Here is a 14,753-nt window from a genome sequence, read left to right as displayed (position 1 = left end):
TTGCGGTAAACTCACCTCATAATAACTGTAAAGCTAAAGGTACTCATGAAACGATTTACCCCTTATGAACAATGGCATAGTGCAAGTCTTGAAAGTGGAGCATTTAATCATCTAAATACATTATTTGCTGTAAGTAATTTACCTGACTGGCCTCAATGTACGTGGTTTACATCGTTTCTTGATGCTAAAAATGCCAATCAACAAGCAATTACCTTTGTTGATGATGCATGTTTTAGTGAAGAAGAACGTTATTACGAACAAATAATCTTCGATACAGGGCAAGTACCTACACGACAACAAAACTGGCATGATTTATTTGGCGGGCTAATATGGTGCTTATTTCCTAAAACTAAGTCACTGATCAACCAGCGTCATATTGAAGAAATAACTCAACACGGTACAAAGCAGCGAACTAAGCATCGCAACGCGTTAACTCTATTTGATGAGTGTGGCGTTGTACTCGCTGTAAGTGATGATTCGTGGCCTAAATTACTCAAAAATCATCAATGGACTACGGCATTTTTTGAGCAACGCGAGCTATGGGGAAAAACAATTTCCCCCTATATTTTTGGGCACGCTAATTATGAAATGTTCACAAAACCCTATATTGGCTTAACGGGTAAAGCGTTATTTGTAAAAGTACCAGCTGACATATTTTGTAAAGATTTAGCACAGCAGTATCAGTTTATAGATCAAATGCTTTATGAGATGATTAGTGTTGACAACTGTTTAAGGGACAACAGCCTGCTATCGCCATTGCCTCTGTTAGGGGTGCCTAGTTGGTATGATAATAATAACTCAGAATTTTATAGTAATACGGATTACTTTAGACCTAAACGAAGGACACGAATATGATAGAAGTAACTGGGCTTAAAAAGAAATTTAAGCTGACGAAAGATCATAAAAAAAATAAATTAGAAAAAGTAGATCCGCGTGAAGATAAAGATTATTTTCATTCAGTTCGTGATGTCAGTTTTCAGTGCGCTAAAGGTGAAGTGCTTGGTTTACTGGGCCCCAATGGTGCGGGAAAAACAACTACATTACGCATGATTTCGACAGCATTAAAACCAGATGAAGGCACCATTTACATCGCTGGCGAAGATATTGTTAAAAAGCCTTTATTTGGGCGTAAATCCATTGGGTTCCTATCGGGTAGTACAGGTTTATATGGACGCTTAACGGTAAAAGAGAATATAGAATACTTTGCAAAACTACATGGTATGAATAAAGCCGCGATTAAAACGCGCTGCGATGAATTATTCGACCTACTTGATATGCATAGCTTTATTGATAAACGCGCAGAAAACCTATCAACAGGTATGAAACAAAAAGCAAATATTGCCCGTGCAGTCGTTCATCAGCCAGCGGTTGTGGTGCTCGATGAGCCGACAACGGGGTTAGATATTATGACCACACAAACAGTGATCGAATTTATCAAAGGGCTCAAAGCACAAGGCACACCGGTTATATTCTCAACCCATCATTTAGATGAAGTTGCGTTACTGTGCGATCGAGTTGCAGTGATCAACGAAGGGATCAGCTGCTTTGATGGTACTGTTGAAGAATTTAAAAAGGCAGGTAACAGTGAAGAGCTAAACCAAGCGTTTATGAACATATTAACGGAGAAGCATAATGTTTGAAGTATATAAAAAGGAATTGAAAGAGCTCCTTCGCGACAAAAAAACCCTTATGTTTATTATTGCATTGCCATTACTGATTTTTCCATTGATTTTTGGTGTGCTAGGTTATTTTATGGTTCAAGCTCAGATAGAAGCTGATCAAGAAGTGCACAAATATTCAATAGTAGCAAAGCAAGACATTAAAGATTTTAGTGATAAAGTGTTTTATCATAAAAACTTTATATTCGTAGACTCAAAATACTCTGAGCGGTATGAATTAATTCAAGCAGTTAAAGATGAAAGTATAGATATCGGCATTTATGTTATGAAACCAATTATTGGGGATGGTGGTAATGACGCAATCGAGATCGAAATAATATTTAATAAGGCTAGTAGAATAAATTATATTTCTGAAAAACTGACAGAAATATTCTCTGAATATAAACATGTAAAGCAACTCAAAATGCTCAGTTTATACGGCATTTCGGATGAGGCTGTTAAAGAGATTGTGCTTGAACCAGTTAAGCTCAAAGAAACGGATACAGCGAATGCCCGTGAAAGTATCGGGGAAAAGCTTGGGATGTTGTTGCCATATTTACTCATTCCACTTGTTTTAACTGGAGCAAGTTACCCCGCCATTGACTTAGGAGCTGGTGAAAAAGAGCGTGGCACACTAGAAACTCTTCTACTTACGCCTATAACGCGAACTCAAATAGTAGCAGGTAAATTCCTAACAATATTTAGTGCATCAATAGCGACATCATTATTTACAGTCCTTAGCTTAGGAATATGGATTTTTATAGCTAAAAGTATATTCTCGGCAGAGGCAATAACCGATGTAATCGTAATAATAGGAGCGTATGATTTATTTTTAATTCTACTATTGTTATTGCCGCTGGCTTGCATATTTTCAAGTGTTGTACTTGCAATATCAATTTATTCTCGCTCATTTAAAGAAGCTCAGAATTACATGGGACCTTTATCAATAGTTATATTCGTACCGTTGGCTATCTCAATGATGCCGAATATGGAGTTAACATTCAAAACATCATTAATACCAATAGTAAATATTTCTTTAGCAATTCAAGAGTTATTAAAAGGGACAGTTGATTATAATTTTGTTTATACAATCATAGTATCAACTGTTTTTATTGCGGCCGTTTCACTTGTATTTTGTATTAATTGGTTTAAAAAAGAAAAAGTACTTTTTAGATAAAAATAACCATGTAGAGCTTAGAGGTTTTTCGATTCTCTAAGTTCTACTCTTCTATTTAGCTCTCGGCCTGTAATAGTTTTATTAGAATGTAACGGCGTACTTTCACCTGCATAAACAACGTTTAGCCTATCTTTATTAACTCCATTTGAAATAAGGTAATCATACACTCGCATTGCTCTTTTCTGAGAAAGAACTTGATTGTGACTTATTTGGCCTGAACTATCCGTGTGACCAATAACAGTGTATGACTTAGAGTTTGTATTAATTAGCATTATATAGTTATCTAGTTTAGCAATAACCTCTTTAGAAAGCTCAAAATTGTTTTTATTAATAAATAGAAGTTCCAAGCTATTTTTTAATTTTTTATCAAAAACACTACGATAAAATATGAATGTCTTATTTTCATATGAGCTTAGATGTAAAGAAAACCAATTATAGTCATTATAGAAAAGAATATATTGCTGTTTTTGTTTATCACTTAAAAAATTATCAGATTGAATCTTTGAAGCTAACGCCATGGAATTACCGCAAGAAAATCCAATGCAATGTGATAAAACCTTAAAATTATTGTCTTTAAAAAAATAAAGAAAACTATCAATTGTATTCATGGCATCACTATAAACTTCAAATTCAATGTTGGTATATCTTGATGAGGTATCTATAGTAGATTGTCTATCATTTAAAACTTTATGTTTAAAATTTTCTTGGAATCCATTGTTAATAATTATTCCTTTTGAATGCAATATTGAATCCAACTGAGAATGGGTATTTTTCATTTTTATATGTGCATACACATTAGTCGTATTTAATAAAGAAACCAAAATTCCTGCAAGAGTTATGTTACGAATCACTTTGTACTATCCAAAAATCCATTTTTTGAGAGTTTAACGCCACAAAATAGAAAATGCAACAGTACCTTTATGTGTTACATAGGTGTTGCAAGTTGTTGTTGTTATGATTTACGATATGTACAATTAGTATACTGAATTTCAAATGGACTATGGAACTATGGTTTTGAAAAAAATGGATTTTGAAAAGAAGCTTTTGAAAAGTAAGGTTGATTTTAATTTTTTTGATTGCTGCAACGCATGTAAAGACCTTGATGTTAAAAATATATTATTAGTTATAAACTCCTATAAAAATTTAGAATTTGAAAGAAAAATATTAAATCATGGTTCCAAAGGTGTTATTTGGTTATTAGAAAGAGAAGTTGATATTGAGGATGTGATCACAACAATAAAAAGTGGCGGCCTTTGGTTTGATAGGCTTTCCTTATCAAAAGAAATATTAAAGATTACGGATAGTAAAATGCCTTTACTATCCATTACTAAAATTCCGCTCACAAAAAGAGAAGTTGATATTGCTGATCTAGTCGTATTAGGTTTTTCTAATAAAGAGATTGCAAATATGAGATGGATTTCAGAGACGACAGTAAAGTCTCATTTAAAAAATATTTTACGAAAAGCAGACGCTAGAAATAGGACTGCATTGGTTAATAAATTAAAAGTTTAATACCCTCCGTTAGGAGGGTTTTTTTTTATGCTTTGGTCTAATAGAATATTCAAACCATAATTTAAAAGGAGATATGGATATGAAAAAGCAACAGTTAGGACAAGGTATGACGGAGTATATTATTATTGTGGCGTTAATTGCTGTTTCTGCAATTGGTGTATACAGCTTTTTTGGTAAAACAATACGTAACCAAGTATCTGCACTTGCATCTGAGGTTTCCGGTAAGGATTCTAAACTTAACATAGATGCAGCAAAAAAAGCCTCTGAGGCAGCGACGACCAATGCTAATAAAGATTATAACCTTGGAAACTTTAATGAAGGTGCTGCACAAAATGCATCGGGTGGTGGTTCAGGTAGTAACTAATTGATTTAGGAGGTTCTAATGTTTACTCGTCAAAAAGGTCAGGGTATGACAGAGTACATTATTATCGTTGCTTTGATAGCTGTTGCTGCAATTGGAGTATATAGTTATTTTGGTAAAACTGTGCGCAATCAAGTAGCGGCGTTATCATCTGAAGTTTCAGGTAAAGATTCAAAGGGTAATATTGACGCAGCGCAAGTTTCATCGCAAGCCGCAACAGTGAATGCTAATAAAGACTATAATCTTGGGAACTTCAATGAAGGTGCTGCTCAAGGTGGTAGCACTTCTGGTGGTGATTCCGGTGATGGTTCAGGCACTATAGATTAGAAGTAAGGCCATAATTGAGTTTCAATTATGGCCTATTTAAAGGTGTATTATGCACAAGGAACGTGGACAATCATTAGTATTAGGTAGTGTTTTTTTAGCGACAATCGTTATGTCAATTCTTTACCTTTTTAATGTATCTCAGCAAAACTTAAACAAAACAAAGCTACAGAATAGCGCAGATGCAACTGTTATAAGTGCTGCGCATTTACTTTCAAGAGATTTAAATTTTAAAGCCTATACAAACAGAGCTATGGTTGCTAATCATGTTGCAATTGCTCAATACGTTGGCTTATCTTCTTGGGGTAATATGTCTGAAAAGGCAGGTGAAAATCTAGCTAATGTAACGTCCTGGATCCCTTTAGTAGGACAAATAACATCTGCAGTAGAAGGCGTTTTGAGAGCAATAAATCAAGTGCTACAGCCTGCGATGAACGGGGCCGTACTAGCTACAGATATTGTAAATACAGGTCTTTCAATATCACAAGATTTAATGAATTCAGCAACAATGCTTGCCGTTGTTGAGACATCGAACGATGTTTTAGAAGCTAACGATAACGAGGCTTATGTAGATATTGCATCAGCAGTAGGCGTTGGTGAATTCCTTCTACATGACTGGGTAAATTTTCAAGGAAGCTTTGATAGGAACGATGATACTGGCCGTTATCAAGAGCATTTTGACTTAATAACCAATTCAGTAGATCCTTTTACCAAAAACCGTAGCTTTGGTTGGGGGTTCCCTTTTACACAAACGATCTTTCCAAATAAAGTCAATACTAGACAAACTGGCGGCACTGAGCTTTTTAAAAACGGTAGTGATGCTGAAGTTTGGAGTGCAATGGATACATTAGGTTTCCATGTATACTTTTTTAGTTGCAAGTTTACCAGCGGGTGTAAGTGGCGCGGAGGTGAGGTACCTGCAGGTTGGGGAGCTAGTCATGCAGGTAGTGACAAGAACACAACTAATTATAGAAGCCGAAATTATTATGGCCGCTCTCGAGGAATTAACGGAACTGCATCTCGCTTTGCATATAGAAACGAAGAAGATATAAATTCCTCGTATTCAGGGTTACAAAGTTTCTATGATATTACTGATACAGAGCAAAAAAACGTTGCCCCAATGTTGACTTTAGTTGTCTCTAAAAATAAATCTGATATTACCACTTCCAGCTCATTAAATATTGGTAAGGAAAATCAAAATTCAACGCGATTAATAGATATTAATATTGAAGAAAACACCAAATTACCAAGAGATAAAATTACAGTATTGAGTAAAGCAAAAATTTATTATTTTCGTGACCAGTCTCTATGGAGACGTGCTGACTCTAAATGGGAATATGGCAATCTTTATAATCCATATTGGCAAGCAACTTTGAATGAAACAACTGATAGTGAAAGAGCCTTATTAACAGCTCTTGCACTGGCTTTGTGAGGTGATATGAAATATCAAAAAGGCCAATCCATAGTTGAATTAAGTATATTTATTACCTTTATTATCGCGCCATTAATGTTGTTATTACCATATTTTAGTAAAATTATTGAGGCAAAACATTACTCTGATATGTCGTCAAGATATATTGCTTGGGAAAGAACCGCTTGGCTTGAACGAACACCTGGTAATTGGAGTGGAAATAGAGCTACATTAGCTATAAAAAACTCAGTGAAAGTTCACAAAGAGGTTCCATGGCGAATACTCAAAGGCCATAACTCAAACATATTTTCAGATACTGCAGATCAAGAATGGAAAAAAGATGATGCGGCAGTGTATTTAAAATTTAATCAAGGATCTCAAACAAGTGAAGAGTTTTTACTTGCTGAGTTTAACCCAGAAGAAGATGACACTAATAACCACGTTTACTTTGATCCAAAATCAAGTAACAAAAGTGTTCCAGGTGCAGCAGCATCATTAATATCTGCTGCGTTATCGGTTTTAAGTATTGGTAACTTTAGTGTGGAAAAAAAGGGTTATTATGAAGCAAACCATAAAATACAAATAACCAGTCATAAATTGCTAGAGTTTATAAATGAAGATGACCAAGAAAACCCGCCTAACGCAAATGCTGAAGTAGAAAATAAACGACCTCATCAGTTTGAACTTCCTATTGAATCAAAAACGTATTTGATTGCATCAGGTTGGAATGCCGGAGGACAAAGACATAATGAGAAAAGAGTGAGAAGCCTTGTTCCCTCAAGTCTTTTAGATGCAGGGATTATAAATACTTTACGTGACGGGTTATCTCAAGTGCCAATCGCTAAGAGGTTAAAATCTAATTATTTAAAATTTGGTTATATAAAAATTGATGAACTACCAAATTCTCGCAAAGGAAATACTAATACTCAAGGGAACACACAATGAGAAAATCTCTTTACTTACTAATATTATTTTTACTTACAAATTTTAAAGTATCTGCAAATATATCTTTTCCTGATAATGCAACCATTGTCGTTGTATCTGATGGAATGCTTGTTGATGGTTTACAAATGAAAGCATGGGAATTTAAAAGTAAAAATAGCTTAAGTGAAAATGTTGATTTTTTTACAAAAAAATGGCAACCAAAAAGTGATGTTTTTACACATAAACAGTTAAATGAGTGGGAAGTTTTAAATGCAGTAATTGGTGATGTTATTTATACCGCAAAATTAAGGAAAGTTGGAAATAGTTATACATCTGGTTATATCGCTACTTCTAAAGAGCCAGATAATAGGTTGCAATTAATTGATAATACTTTGCAGGGTTTCCCCATGCCTAGTGGGACAACCGTAATACGAGAAATTAAATCTGAAGACGGCGGAAAAATATCGAGCACTATGATTCTAGATAATAATTTTTCGGTAAAAAGTAATTTAAGTTTTTATAAAAAATATTACACCAAATATAATTGGGCAATTGATAAAGCAGCTTACACAGAGCAACTAGATAATGGAGTATTTATGACAAGAAACGGCCCAAATAATGTCAATATTACCTTTATGCGTAAAAAGGGTAGAACCTTTATAACAGTGGTTAGAGAAGATGTTAAGTAAGTCTGATAAAGGTCAGTCATCTGTCGAGTATTTAGTAATTACGGCGGCATTGGTTTTTTCATTACTGATGCCTGTCCCAGACAATGAGTTAACAAGTAGTAATTGGTTAACACAGTATCAAGGTAAAAATGTTATAGAGATTTTGGGAGACAAATTCAAAAGAGCGTACAACAATTACAGTTATGCTAAAGCTCTACCACCATTACCTGATGATTTTTGAAAGTTTATAAGGCAAGGATGAAAAAGTGAAATTAAGAAATTTGTTAGATAAAAACTGGATTTTGTTATTAATATCTATTCTGCTTGGTGGTATTGCTGCATGGTCTGTTGGGCAATATATACAATCAAAAGAGGATGAGCTAAGAACACACTATTCAAAAAGTGATGTTGTAAAGGTACCTGTTATTGTCGTTACAAGGGCCCTAACTAAAGGAACAATTATTAATCAATCATCAGTCGCAGTCCGAGAAATTCCAACAAGCTATCTCCCAGCTGGAACCTTGCACCCTAGTGAATTTGCAGAGGTTGATGGTCAGATGTTGCTTGAAGGTTTATCTATTGGTCAACCGCTATTGAGAGCATACTTACCAGGTAAAGGATTGCAACAGTTTTCGGATATTCTAACGGATGGGCATAGGGCTGTCACAATACAGATTGATGTGACCAATTCTACTGCTGGATTATTGGTTGCAGGTGACAAAGTTGACTTATATTTACTGTCTGAAAAAAAGGAAGATAACCCTCAATTAGAATTATTAATAGAAAGAGTAAATGTACTTGCTACAGGACAAATTACAGTCGATAAAAATAGAGATGTAATAGATGAAGTATATAAAGATCCAACCAATTACAGCACGATTACTCTTGATGTATCCGTTTTAAATGCTGCCCGTGTAAGTCTTGCTAAAGAGCATGGGAAATTTGTAGCGTTGTTACGTAATAGAGTAGATGAATTAATAGTTAGAGATCGACTTGTAGATTCATCATCGCTTTTCAAATCTTCGGCAAATGAAGATGAAGTTGAAATGATATTTGGTGGCTCAGGTGGAGTCGCTCACACTATAAAAACATATGTAGCTCAACCAAATACAGCTGAACTTGTTTCAGAATTAAATAACAAATTATAAAAAAGTAGTAAAGGAATACATTTATGCGCCGTATTGTTCAACTTTTCACCATTATCTTGGTACTTTGTTCGCCTCCTTTATTTGGGGCAACGCCTACAAATATTAATATGAAAGTTGGTACTTTAAATTTATTACCAATTGAGGATATTAAAAGAATTGCCGTAGCCAGCCCTGGAGTAGTAAGTGCAAAAGTAATTGATAATAATAGCTTATTACTTATTGCGGAAGCCGCAGGCGAAACACAAATCCAAGTTTGGAACAAAAATGACGAAAAAGCCAAGCTAAATATCAAAGTCAACCTTATAGATAACTCAGCTTTAATTGATAGAGTTAAAGAGCTGATTAGTAATTTGCAAGGCGTTTCTATAAGAGAAGTGGGCGATTTAGTTGTTTTAGAAGGCAAGGTAGATAAAGCAACATCAGATAAAGTCGCGAGTATAGCCAAGTTAATACCTAATTTAACATCATTAGTTACTATTAATGAACTTGAGATCAGGCAAATGATTCGCATGGATGTAAAAATAGTCGAAATAGGTAAAAAAACACTTAAAAATATAGGTGTTAAATGGGGGACCTCCGCTTCTGGTCCTGCATTTGGTGCTATTAGTAACTGGACAAGCAATGATCTTTTTTCTGCTTACTCACCAAGCACAATATCAGATTCTATTGTAGATCAAATAGGGGGTGTTCTGATAGGTTCAAATAGTTTTTCTCATTTTGGAATAGTTACTGGTCTTACATCACAAATACAGCTTTTGTCAGAGCAAGGGGATGCTCGAATGTTGGCTCAGCCAACTTTAAGTACTCGCAGTGGTGAGAAAGCAAGATTCTTAGCCGGTGGTGAAATACCAATACCGTTGCTTTCTGCTGATGGCGCACCTAGTGTCGAATTTAAAGAGTATGGGATTAAACTTGAAATAGAACCGGTTTCAGATTCGCACGGTAATATAGTTTCTTACGTTAGTGCCGAAGTCAGCTCTGTTGATCCGTCTGTTCAGGTTTTGGGAATTCCGGGGTTTAAAACCCGTGAAACAGAGTCTGTTGTTAGCGTCAAAGACGGAGATACTATTGTCATTTCAGGTTTAGTTTCAAGTGAAATGTCAAAAGCAGTAGGTAAGGTGCCTCTTTTGGGATCAATTCCGATTTTAGGCGAATTATTTAAGTCTAGAGACTTTGCTGATAATAAAACTGAGCTGGTTATTCTTGTTACCCCTCACATTGTATCATTACAAAGTGAAAGCCATGAAAGTCGCCTCAAACGTGCCCAAGAAATGATAGATACTGCTGATAAGTTAGAAGCATTCTACATATTAGACTAAGGATAGTGTGATGTTTGATATCATAGTTAGTACAGCTAAAGGCACACCGGTAGATAGAATTAAATGCAGTGAAAAAACGTGTGTTATTGGTAAAGATAAACAACATAAAGTGAGCTTACATGGTTTTAAGGTATCCAAAGAACATGCAAAGCTTTACCTTAATGATGAGGGGATATTCTTAGAGGACCGAGCTAGTCGAACTGGCACACAAGTCAATGGCACTAAAGTAGAGTCCGCTGGTCCTTTATTTTCTACAGATTTGATTGAAATCGGCGGTTATCATATAAGAGTCGAGCTAAATGAGAATTTTGATTCATTAAAGAAAAAAGAGCTTAAAACTAGTCAACCAAAAGTAAATACAGAAAAAACATTTGACGACTTTGTTGCAGTAAACAAAAAACCTGTAGAGGTACATAGCGAAGTAAGTGAAGATGAAATAAAAACCCGAAAAAGAATAAAAAAACGTAATGAATTGAGAAAGGAAGTTCATAAAGAATTAATTAAACAAATTGACCTTCGGCGAGTCAATGTATCAGAGATGTCTGACGAAGAGCTTAGATCGCAAAGTAAAGGGCTTATTGAGTCAATTATTTTTAAACTACAAATCCCTGTTAATGTAGATTTTGATGAGCTTTGCAAAGAGGTTTTAGATGAAACTATCGGGCTTGGTCCATTGGAAAATATAATTAGCGATCCCGATGTTTCAGAGATAATGGTTAATTCCCACGATGAAATCTTTTATGAAAAAGGGGGGAAACTATTTTTATCAGATATTGCTTTCACAGATGATCAAGCTGTACTAAGTGCTATAGAACGCATTGTCACCCCGTTGGGACGTCGAATAGATGAAAGCCAACCAATGGTTGATGCACGCTTAAAAGACGGCTCTCGTGTTAACGCAATTATTCCACCTTTGGCTTTAAAAGGCCCTTGTATAACTATTCGTAAATTTATGGCTAAAAAGCTTGAAGCCGAAGATTTAGTAAATTTTGGTTCGATGTCTACAGCCATGGTCAAATTTTTGAAAATGACAGTTGTCAATAAGCGTAATATTGTTATTTCAGGTGGAACCGGTTCAGGTAAAACTACTTTGCTTAATGTTTTGTCAAACTTTATACCAGACGATGAACGTATTATTACAGTCGAGGATGCGGCTGAATTAAAGCTGTACCAACCTAACCTTGTATCTCTTGAAGCAAGGCCACCTAACCAAGAAGGAAAGGGAGCAGTTGAAATTCGCGATTTGGTAAAAAACTGTTTACGTATGCGCCCTGACCGAATTGTGGTAGGGGAGTGTCGTGGTGGTGAAGCACTTGATATGCTCCAAGCAATGAATACAGGGCATGACGGCTCATTAACAACAGCGCATGCGAATACCCCCAGAGACTGTATATCCCGTTTAGAAGTTATGGTAATGATGGCCGGCATGGACTTACCTATCCAAGCCATACGTGAACAAATTGGTTCAGCTGTCAATATGATTGTTCAACAATCACGTTTTAGTGATGGGTCTAGGCGTGTTAAGTCAATTTGTGAAGTAACAGGTGTCGAAGGGAATGTACTTCAGCTTTCTGAGATATTTAAATTTAAGCAAACGGGTTACGACACTAATGGAAAAGTTCAAGGTGAGTATTTACCAACAGGTATGATCCCAGAGTTTTACGAAAAACTACGTGAAAGAGGCGTTGATGTTGATCTTGGTATTTTTAAAATAGGTCAGGATGATGAATAGTCTGGTTATAATGTCGTTAGTTGGGATAACTATTACTCTACTTATCTATGGTGGTAACTTTGTATTTCGAGAACTTGCAAAAAAATATCGAGAAACATTCACTCATGCAGCGAAAGTAAACTTATCTGACATGTTCTTATTTATAGAGCCACAGAAACTATTCATATTTAACATGGCAGGTATGTTTGTCTTTTTCTTAGTTATTTGGACTTATTCAGGTGCAATTATACTCGCGTTAATTTTAGTAAGTATAGTGGCCTTTTTACCACCGTATTTTTATAAATATCTACAAAATCGTAGGCGTAAACTGTTTATAAAACAATTACCAGACGCATTAAACATGGTTTGTGCATCAATGCGTTCAGGTTCAAGTCTAACGAATGCATTAGAGGTAATGGCGCAAGAACAAGCAGCACCAATTAGCCAGGAGTTTTCTTTATTTTTGAGAGAGCAACGACTTGGTGTAGATTTTAATGATGGCTTAAATAATATGTTAGAACGAATTCCAGAACTTGACTTCAAATTAGTTGTTTCAGGAATGCAAATATCCAAAGAAATAGGTGGAAACCTTGCTGAAACTCTAGAGCGGTTAGCAGATACACTCAGACGAAAGTTAGAAATGGAGGGTAAAATTGATGCACTAACCGGACAAGGTAAAATGCAAGGCATCGTTATGACCGCCTTACCCATATTTATAGGATTTATTTTGTATCATATGGAGCCTGTACACATGATGAGGCTTTTTACAGAGCCAATGGGGTGGGCTGTATGTGCAGTTACTGCAATCATGCTTTATGTTGGCTATATATTTATCCGTAAAATCGTAAACATAGACGTGTAGGTTACATATGCTTTTAATATTAATAACAGCGGGTATTTCACTTTTTTTACTTTTGTATAGTTGCTATAAAATTAAACAAGAGTTGCCTGAAGATCGTCGTGATTTTATGGATCCAATGCCACCATCTTTAAAGCTAATATGGCCATTTGTCCGTTTAGCTGCATATTATATCGGGGATCGTCTCCCAGTCGATTATTTAGAAAAATCGGGTAAAAAGTTGCAAATTTCAGGGCTTTCATATGTATTAACTGCTGAAGAGTATTTTGGTATAAGGGTTGTTTCAGCATTCTGCTGTACTGGGTTTACATTTTTTGTGTCGGCAATGCTTGATGCAGTATCTTTCATGACTTTAGTCTATGGAGCTATATTTGGTTTCTTTTTGCCGCTTTTAACGCTAAATGATCTAAAAAAGAAACGTCAATTAGCCATTGTAAAGTCGCTACCCGTTTACCTGGATTTTATTACAATGTCTGTTGAGGCGGGCCTTAACTTAACAGGTGGACTTAGCCAAGCTGTAGATAAAGGACCAGAAGGGCCTTTAAAGGTTGAGTTTGGTAAAGCTTTAAGGGATTTAAGAGCGGGTGTAAATAAAGTTGACGCTTTTAGAGCAATGGCAGAGCGTGTGCAAACATCGGAAGTAAACAATCTTGTGAGTGCTTTAGCTCAAGCAGAAAAAACAGGAGCAAGTTTAGGATCAACGTTAAGAATACAATCAGATCAACGTCGTGTTGAGCGCTTTCAACGAGCAGAAAAAAAGGCATTGGAGGCCCCCGTTAAACTCGTTTTTCCACTAATTATGTTTATTTTCCCTGTTACTTTTATGATTTTATTTTTTCCAATAGTTATGAAGTTTATGTATGACCTGTAGTTTATATAAAAACAAGGTAACAGCTGGCGCAGGTGTACTCATTGGTAATGTACTTATTGCAAATACTTGGTGGTTAAGGCTTAGAGGATTACTCGGACGAACTCTAAATGAAAACGATGGGTTACTTATCGTACCGTGTAATTCAGTGCATATGATCGGTATGCGTTATGCAATAGATGTTGTTTATTTAAATAAACAAAATACGATTATAAAAATTGTGAAAAACTTACGCCCTTGGCAAGTTAGTACCTGTCGTAATGCATGCAAAGTAATTGAGTTATCAACAAAAAATACAAACACAAAAATACTAAAAGTTGGCGACAACTTAACGATAGAATAACTGGGAAGTTTATGAAATATATATATATTGGATTACTGGTCTTACTTTTTTCTGGCTGTAGTAGCTCTCATTTACAGCAAACCGAGCCAAAAGTAAACCTAGTCGAAATAGAAAATAGAGCCGAAGCTGCTTACTTAGCAGGACACTTAGATATGGCTGAAGGCCTTTATAGGCAATTAATTAAGTTAAAGGATAGCTACCCGCCAGCGTGGTTTAGATTAGGTAATATTTATACTCGAACAAATCGTTTAGATGCTGCAATTAGCGCATATCAACGCTGTATTCAATTAGATGTAGAGCATGATAAAGCGTGGTACAACCTTGCTATAGCAAGAATGCGGCAAGCCACAGAAGTATTGATAGAAGCTCAAAAACACCTAGATGAAAATTCTGCTGGGAAAGCACAAATGGATGAGCTTTTTATTCAACTAATGCGCTTACAAACAGGTAAAAAAGACTAAGGAAGGGTC

The 14,753-nt window shown here is 35.6% G+C and carries 18 protein-coding genes; 17 read left to right on the top strand and 1 reads right to left on the bottom strand.

The genetic code is table 11. The annotated features are described in order from the left end of the window. The first annotated feature begins 45 nt into the window (after positions 1-45). The 3 genes from HJP15_RS12390 to HJP15_RS12380 are packed head-to-tail and all read left to right on the top strand — an operon-like array spanning position 46 to position 2,835. Positions 46-855: a DUF3025 domain-containing protein gene (locus HJP15_RS12390; protein WP_170173916.1), complete on the top strand. Its 810-nt coding sequence runs from the start codon at positions 46-48 to the stop codon at positions 853-855. Further along, on the top strand, positions 852-1,640 hold the full coding sequence (locus HJP15_RS12385) for an ABC transporter ATP-binding protein (RefSeq protein WP_170173915.1): 789 nt from the start codon (positions 852-854) through the stop codon (positions 1,638-1,640). The genes HJP15_RS12390 and HJP15_RS12385 overlap by 4 nt, the downstream gene beginning before the upstream one ends. Next, entirely contained in the window at positions 1,633-2,835 is a 1,203-nt protein-coding gene (locus HJP15_RS12380) for an ABC transporter permease subunit (protein ID WP_170173914.1), read from the top strand. The genes HJP15_RS12385 and HJP15_RS12380 overlap by 8 nt, the downstream gene beginning before the upstream one ends. 17 nt (positions 2,836-2,852) lie before the next feature. Here HJP15_RS12380 and HJP15_RS22320 read toward each other — a convergent pair whose 3' ends face one another. Then, positions 2,853-3,686, bottom strand: a complete 834-nt coding sequence (locus HJP15_RS22320; RefSeq protein ID WP_170173913.1) for an OmpA family protein — start codon at positions 3,684-3,686, stop codon at positions 2,853-2,855. A 142-nt stretch (positions 3,687-3,828) separates the two neighbouring features. Between HJP15_RS22320 and HJP15_RS12370 the strand changes: the two genes are divergently transcribed. From HJP15_RS12370 to HJP15_RS12305, 14 genes are all read left to right on the top strand, one after another. Beyond that, positions 3,829-4,347, top strand: a complete 519-nt coding sequence (locus tag HJP15_RS12370) for a response regulator transcription factor (protein WP_170173912.1) — start codon at positions 3,829-3,831, stop codon at positions 4,345-4,347. Between the two features lie 79 nt (positions 4,348-4,426). Next, positions 4,427-4,711 (top strand): Flp family type IVb pilin, encoded by a 285-nt coding sequence (locus HJP15_RS12365; protein WP_170173911.1) that lies wholly within the window; start codon positions 4,427-4,429, stop codon positions 4,709-4,711. An 18-nt stretch (positions 4,712-4,729) separates the two neighbouring features. Beyond that, positions 4,730-5,035: a Flp family type IVb pilin gene (locus tag HJP15_RS12360; protein WP_170173910.1), complete on the top strand. Its 306-nt coding sequence runs from the start codon at positions 4,730-4,732 to the stop codon at positions 5,033-5,035. 49 nt (positions 5,036-5,084) lie between these two features. Next, positions 5,085-6,464, top strand: a complete 1,380-nt coding sequence (locus HJP15_RS12355) for a Tad domain-containing protein (protein ID WP_170173909.1) — start codon at positions 5,085-5,087, stop codon at positions 6,462-6,464. 6 nt (positions 6,465-6,470) lie between these two features. Next, the gene (locus HJP15_RS12350; protein WP_170173908.1) at positions 6,471-7,388 is read left to right on the top strand and encodes a hypothetical protein; all 918 of its coding nucleotides are present in this window, start codon (positions 6,471-6,473) and stop codon (positions 7,386-7,388) included. Further along, positions 7,385-8,056 carry a hypothetical protein gene (locus HJP15_RS12345; RefSeq protein WP_170173907.1) on the top strand — a complete coding sequence of 224 codons (672 nt, stop codon included), beginning with the start codon at positions 7,385-7,387 and terminating at the stop codon, positions 8,054-8,056. Before HJP15_RS12350 ends, HJP15_RS12345 begins: the two co-directional genes overlap by 4 nt. Beyond that, positions 8,046-8,276: a hypothetical protein gene (locus HJP15_RS12340; RefSeq protein WP_170173906.1), complete on the top strand. Its 231-nt coding sequence runs from the start codon at positions 8,046-8,048 to the stop codon at positions 8,274-8,276. Before HJP15_RS12345 ends, HJP15_RS12340 begins: the two co-directional genes overlap by 11 nt. 25 nt (positions 8,277-8,301) lie before the next feature. Continuing rightward, positions 8,302-9,183 (top strand): Flp pilus assembly protein CpaB, encoded by an 882-nt coding sequence (cpaB, locus tag HJP15_RS12335; protein ID WP_170173905.1) that lies wholly within the window; start codon positions 8,302-8,304, stop codon positions 9,181-9,183. A 23-nt stretch (positions 9,184-9,206) separates the two neighbouring features. Beyond that, entirely contained in the window at positions 9,207-10,502 is a 1,296-nt protein-coding gene (locus HJP15_RS12330) for a type II and III secretion system protein family protein (protein ID WP_170173904.1), read from the top strand. Positions 10,503-10,512: 10 nt separating this feature from the next. Beyond that, complete coding sequence (locus HJP15_RS12325) at positions 10,513-12,234, top strand: TadA family conjugal transfer-associated ATPase (protein ID WP_170173903.1); 1,722 nt, start codon at positions 10,513-10,515, stop codon at positions 12,232-12,234. Then, the gene (locus HJP15_RS12320; protein ID WP_249365859.1) at positions 12,224-13,075 is read left to right on the top strand and encodes a type II secretion system F family protein; all 852 of its coding nucleotides are present in this window, start codon (positions 12,224-12,226) and stop codon (positions 13,073-13,075) included. Before HJP15_RS12325 ends, HJP15_RS12320 begins: the two co-directional genes overlap by 11 nt. Positions 13,076-13,082: 7 nt before the next feature. After that, positions 13,083-13,943, top strand: coding sequence for a type II secretion system F family protein (locus HJP15_RS12315; protein ID WP_170173902.1), 861 nt, complete (start codon positions 13,083-13,085; stop codon positions 13,941-13,943). Further along, a complete protein-coding gene (locus tag HJP15_RS12310) occupies positions 13,933-14,283 on the top strand; it encodes a DUF192 domain-containing protein (RefSeq protein WP_170173901.1) in 351 nt (116 codons plus the stop codon). Before HJP15_RS12315 ends, HJP15_RS12310 begins: the two co-directional genes overlap by 11 nt. An 11-nt stretch (positions 14,284-14,294) precedes the next feature. Next, entirely contained in the window at positions 14,295-14,744 is a 450-nt protein-coding gene (locus HJP15_RS12305; protein WP_170173900.1) for a tetratricopeptide repeat protein, read from the top strand. Positions 14,745-14,753 lie beyond the last annotated feature (9 nt).

This window comes from Pseudoalteromonas sp. NEC-BIFX-2020_002, from assembly GCF_013002825.1.
Classification (GTDB): domain Bacteria; phylum Pseudomonadota; class Gammaproteobacteria; order Enterobacterales; family Alteromonadaceae; genus Pseudoalteromonas; species Pseudoalteromonas neustonica.
The sequence above is the reverse complement of the archived record's forward strand: the minus strand, read 5'-3'. Positions and strand labels throughout refer to the sequence as shown.

Coding starts and splice junctions, on each gene's coding strand:
- HJP15_RS12390 (WP_170173916.1), top strand. CDS start 46: ATGAAACGATTTACCCCTTATGAACAATGGCATAGTGCAAGTCTTGAA.
- HJP15_RS12385 (WP_170173915.1), top strand. CDS start 852: ATGATAGAAGTAACTGGGCTTAAAAAGAAATTTAAGCTGACGAAAGAT.
- HJP15_RS12380 (WP_170173914.1), top strand. CDS start 1,633: ATGTTTGAAGTATATAAAAAGGAATTGAAAGAGCTCCTTCGCGACAAA.
- HJP15_RS12370 (WP_170173912.1), top strand. CDS start 3,829: ATGGACTATGGAACTATGGTTTTGAAAAAAATGGATTTTGAAAAGAAG.
- HJP15_RS12365 (WP_170173911.1), top strand. CDS start 4,427: ATGAAAAAGCAACAGTTAGGACAAGGTATGACGGAGTATATTATTATT.
- HJP15_RS12360 (WP_170173910.1), top strand. CDS start 4,730: ATGTTTACTCGTCAAAAAGGTCAGGGTATGACAGAGTACATTATTATC.
- HJP15_RS12355 (WP_170173909.1), top strand. CDS start 5,085: ATGCACAAGGAACGTGGACAATCATTAGTATTAGGTAGTGTTTTTTTA.
- HJP15_RS12350 (WP_170173908.1), top strand. CDS start 6,471: ATGAAATATCAAAAAGGCCAATCCATAGTTGAATTAAGTATATTTATT.
- HJP15_RS12345 (WP_170173907.1), top strand. CDS start 7,385: ATGAGAAAATCTCTTTACTTACTAATATTATTTTTACTTACAAATTTT.
- HJP15_RS12340 (WP_170173906.1), top strand. CDS start 8,046: ATGTTAAGTAAGTCTGATAAAGGTCAGTCATCTGTCGAGTATTTAGTA.
- HJP15_RS12330 (WP_170173904.1), top strand. CDS start 9,207: ATGCGCCGTATTGTTCAACTTTTCACCATTATCTTGGTACTTTGTTCG.
- HJP15_RS12325 (WP_170173903.1), top strand. CDS start 10,513: ATGTTTGATATCATAGTTAGTACAGCTAAAGGCACACCGGTAGATAGA.
- HJP15_RS12320 (WP_249365859.1), top strand. CDS start 12,224: ATGATGAATAGTCTGGTTATAATGTCGTTAGTTGGGATAACTATTACT.
- HJP15_RS12315 (WP_170173902.1), top strand. CDS start 13,083: ATGCTTTTAATATTAATAACAGCGGGTATTTCACTTTTTTTACTTTTG.
- HJP15_RS12310 (WP_170173901.1), top strand. CDS start 13,933: ATGACCTGTAGTTTATATAAAAACAAGGTAACAGCTGGCGCAGGTGTA.
- HJP15_RS12305 (WP_170173900.1), top strand. CDS start 14,295: ATGAAATATATATATATTGGATTACTGGTCTTACTTTTTTCTGGCTGT.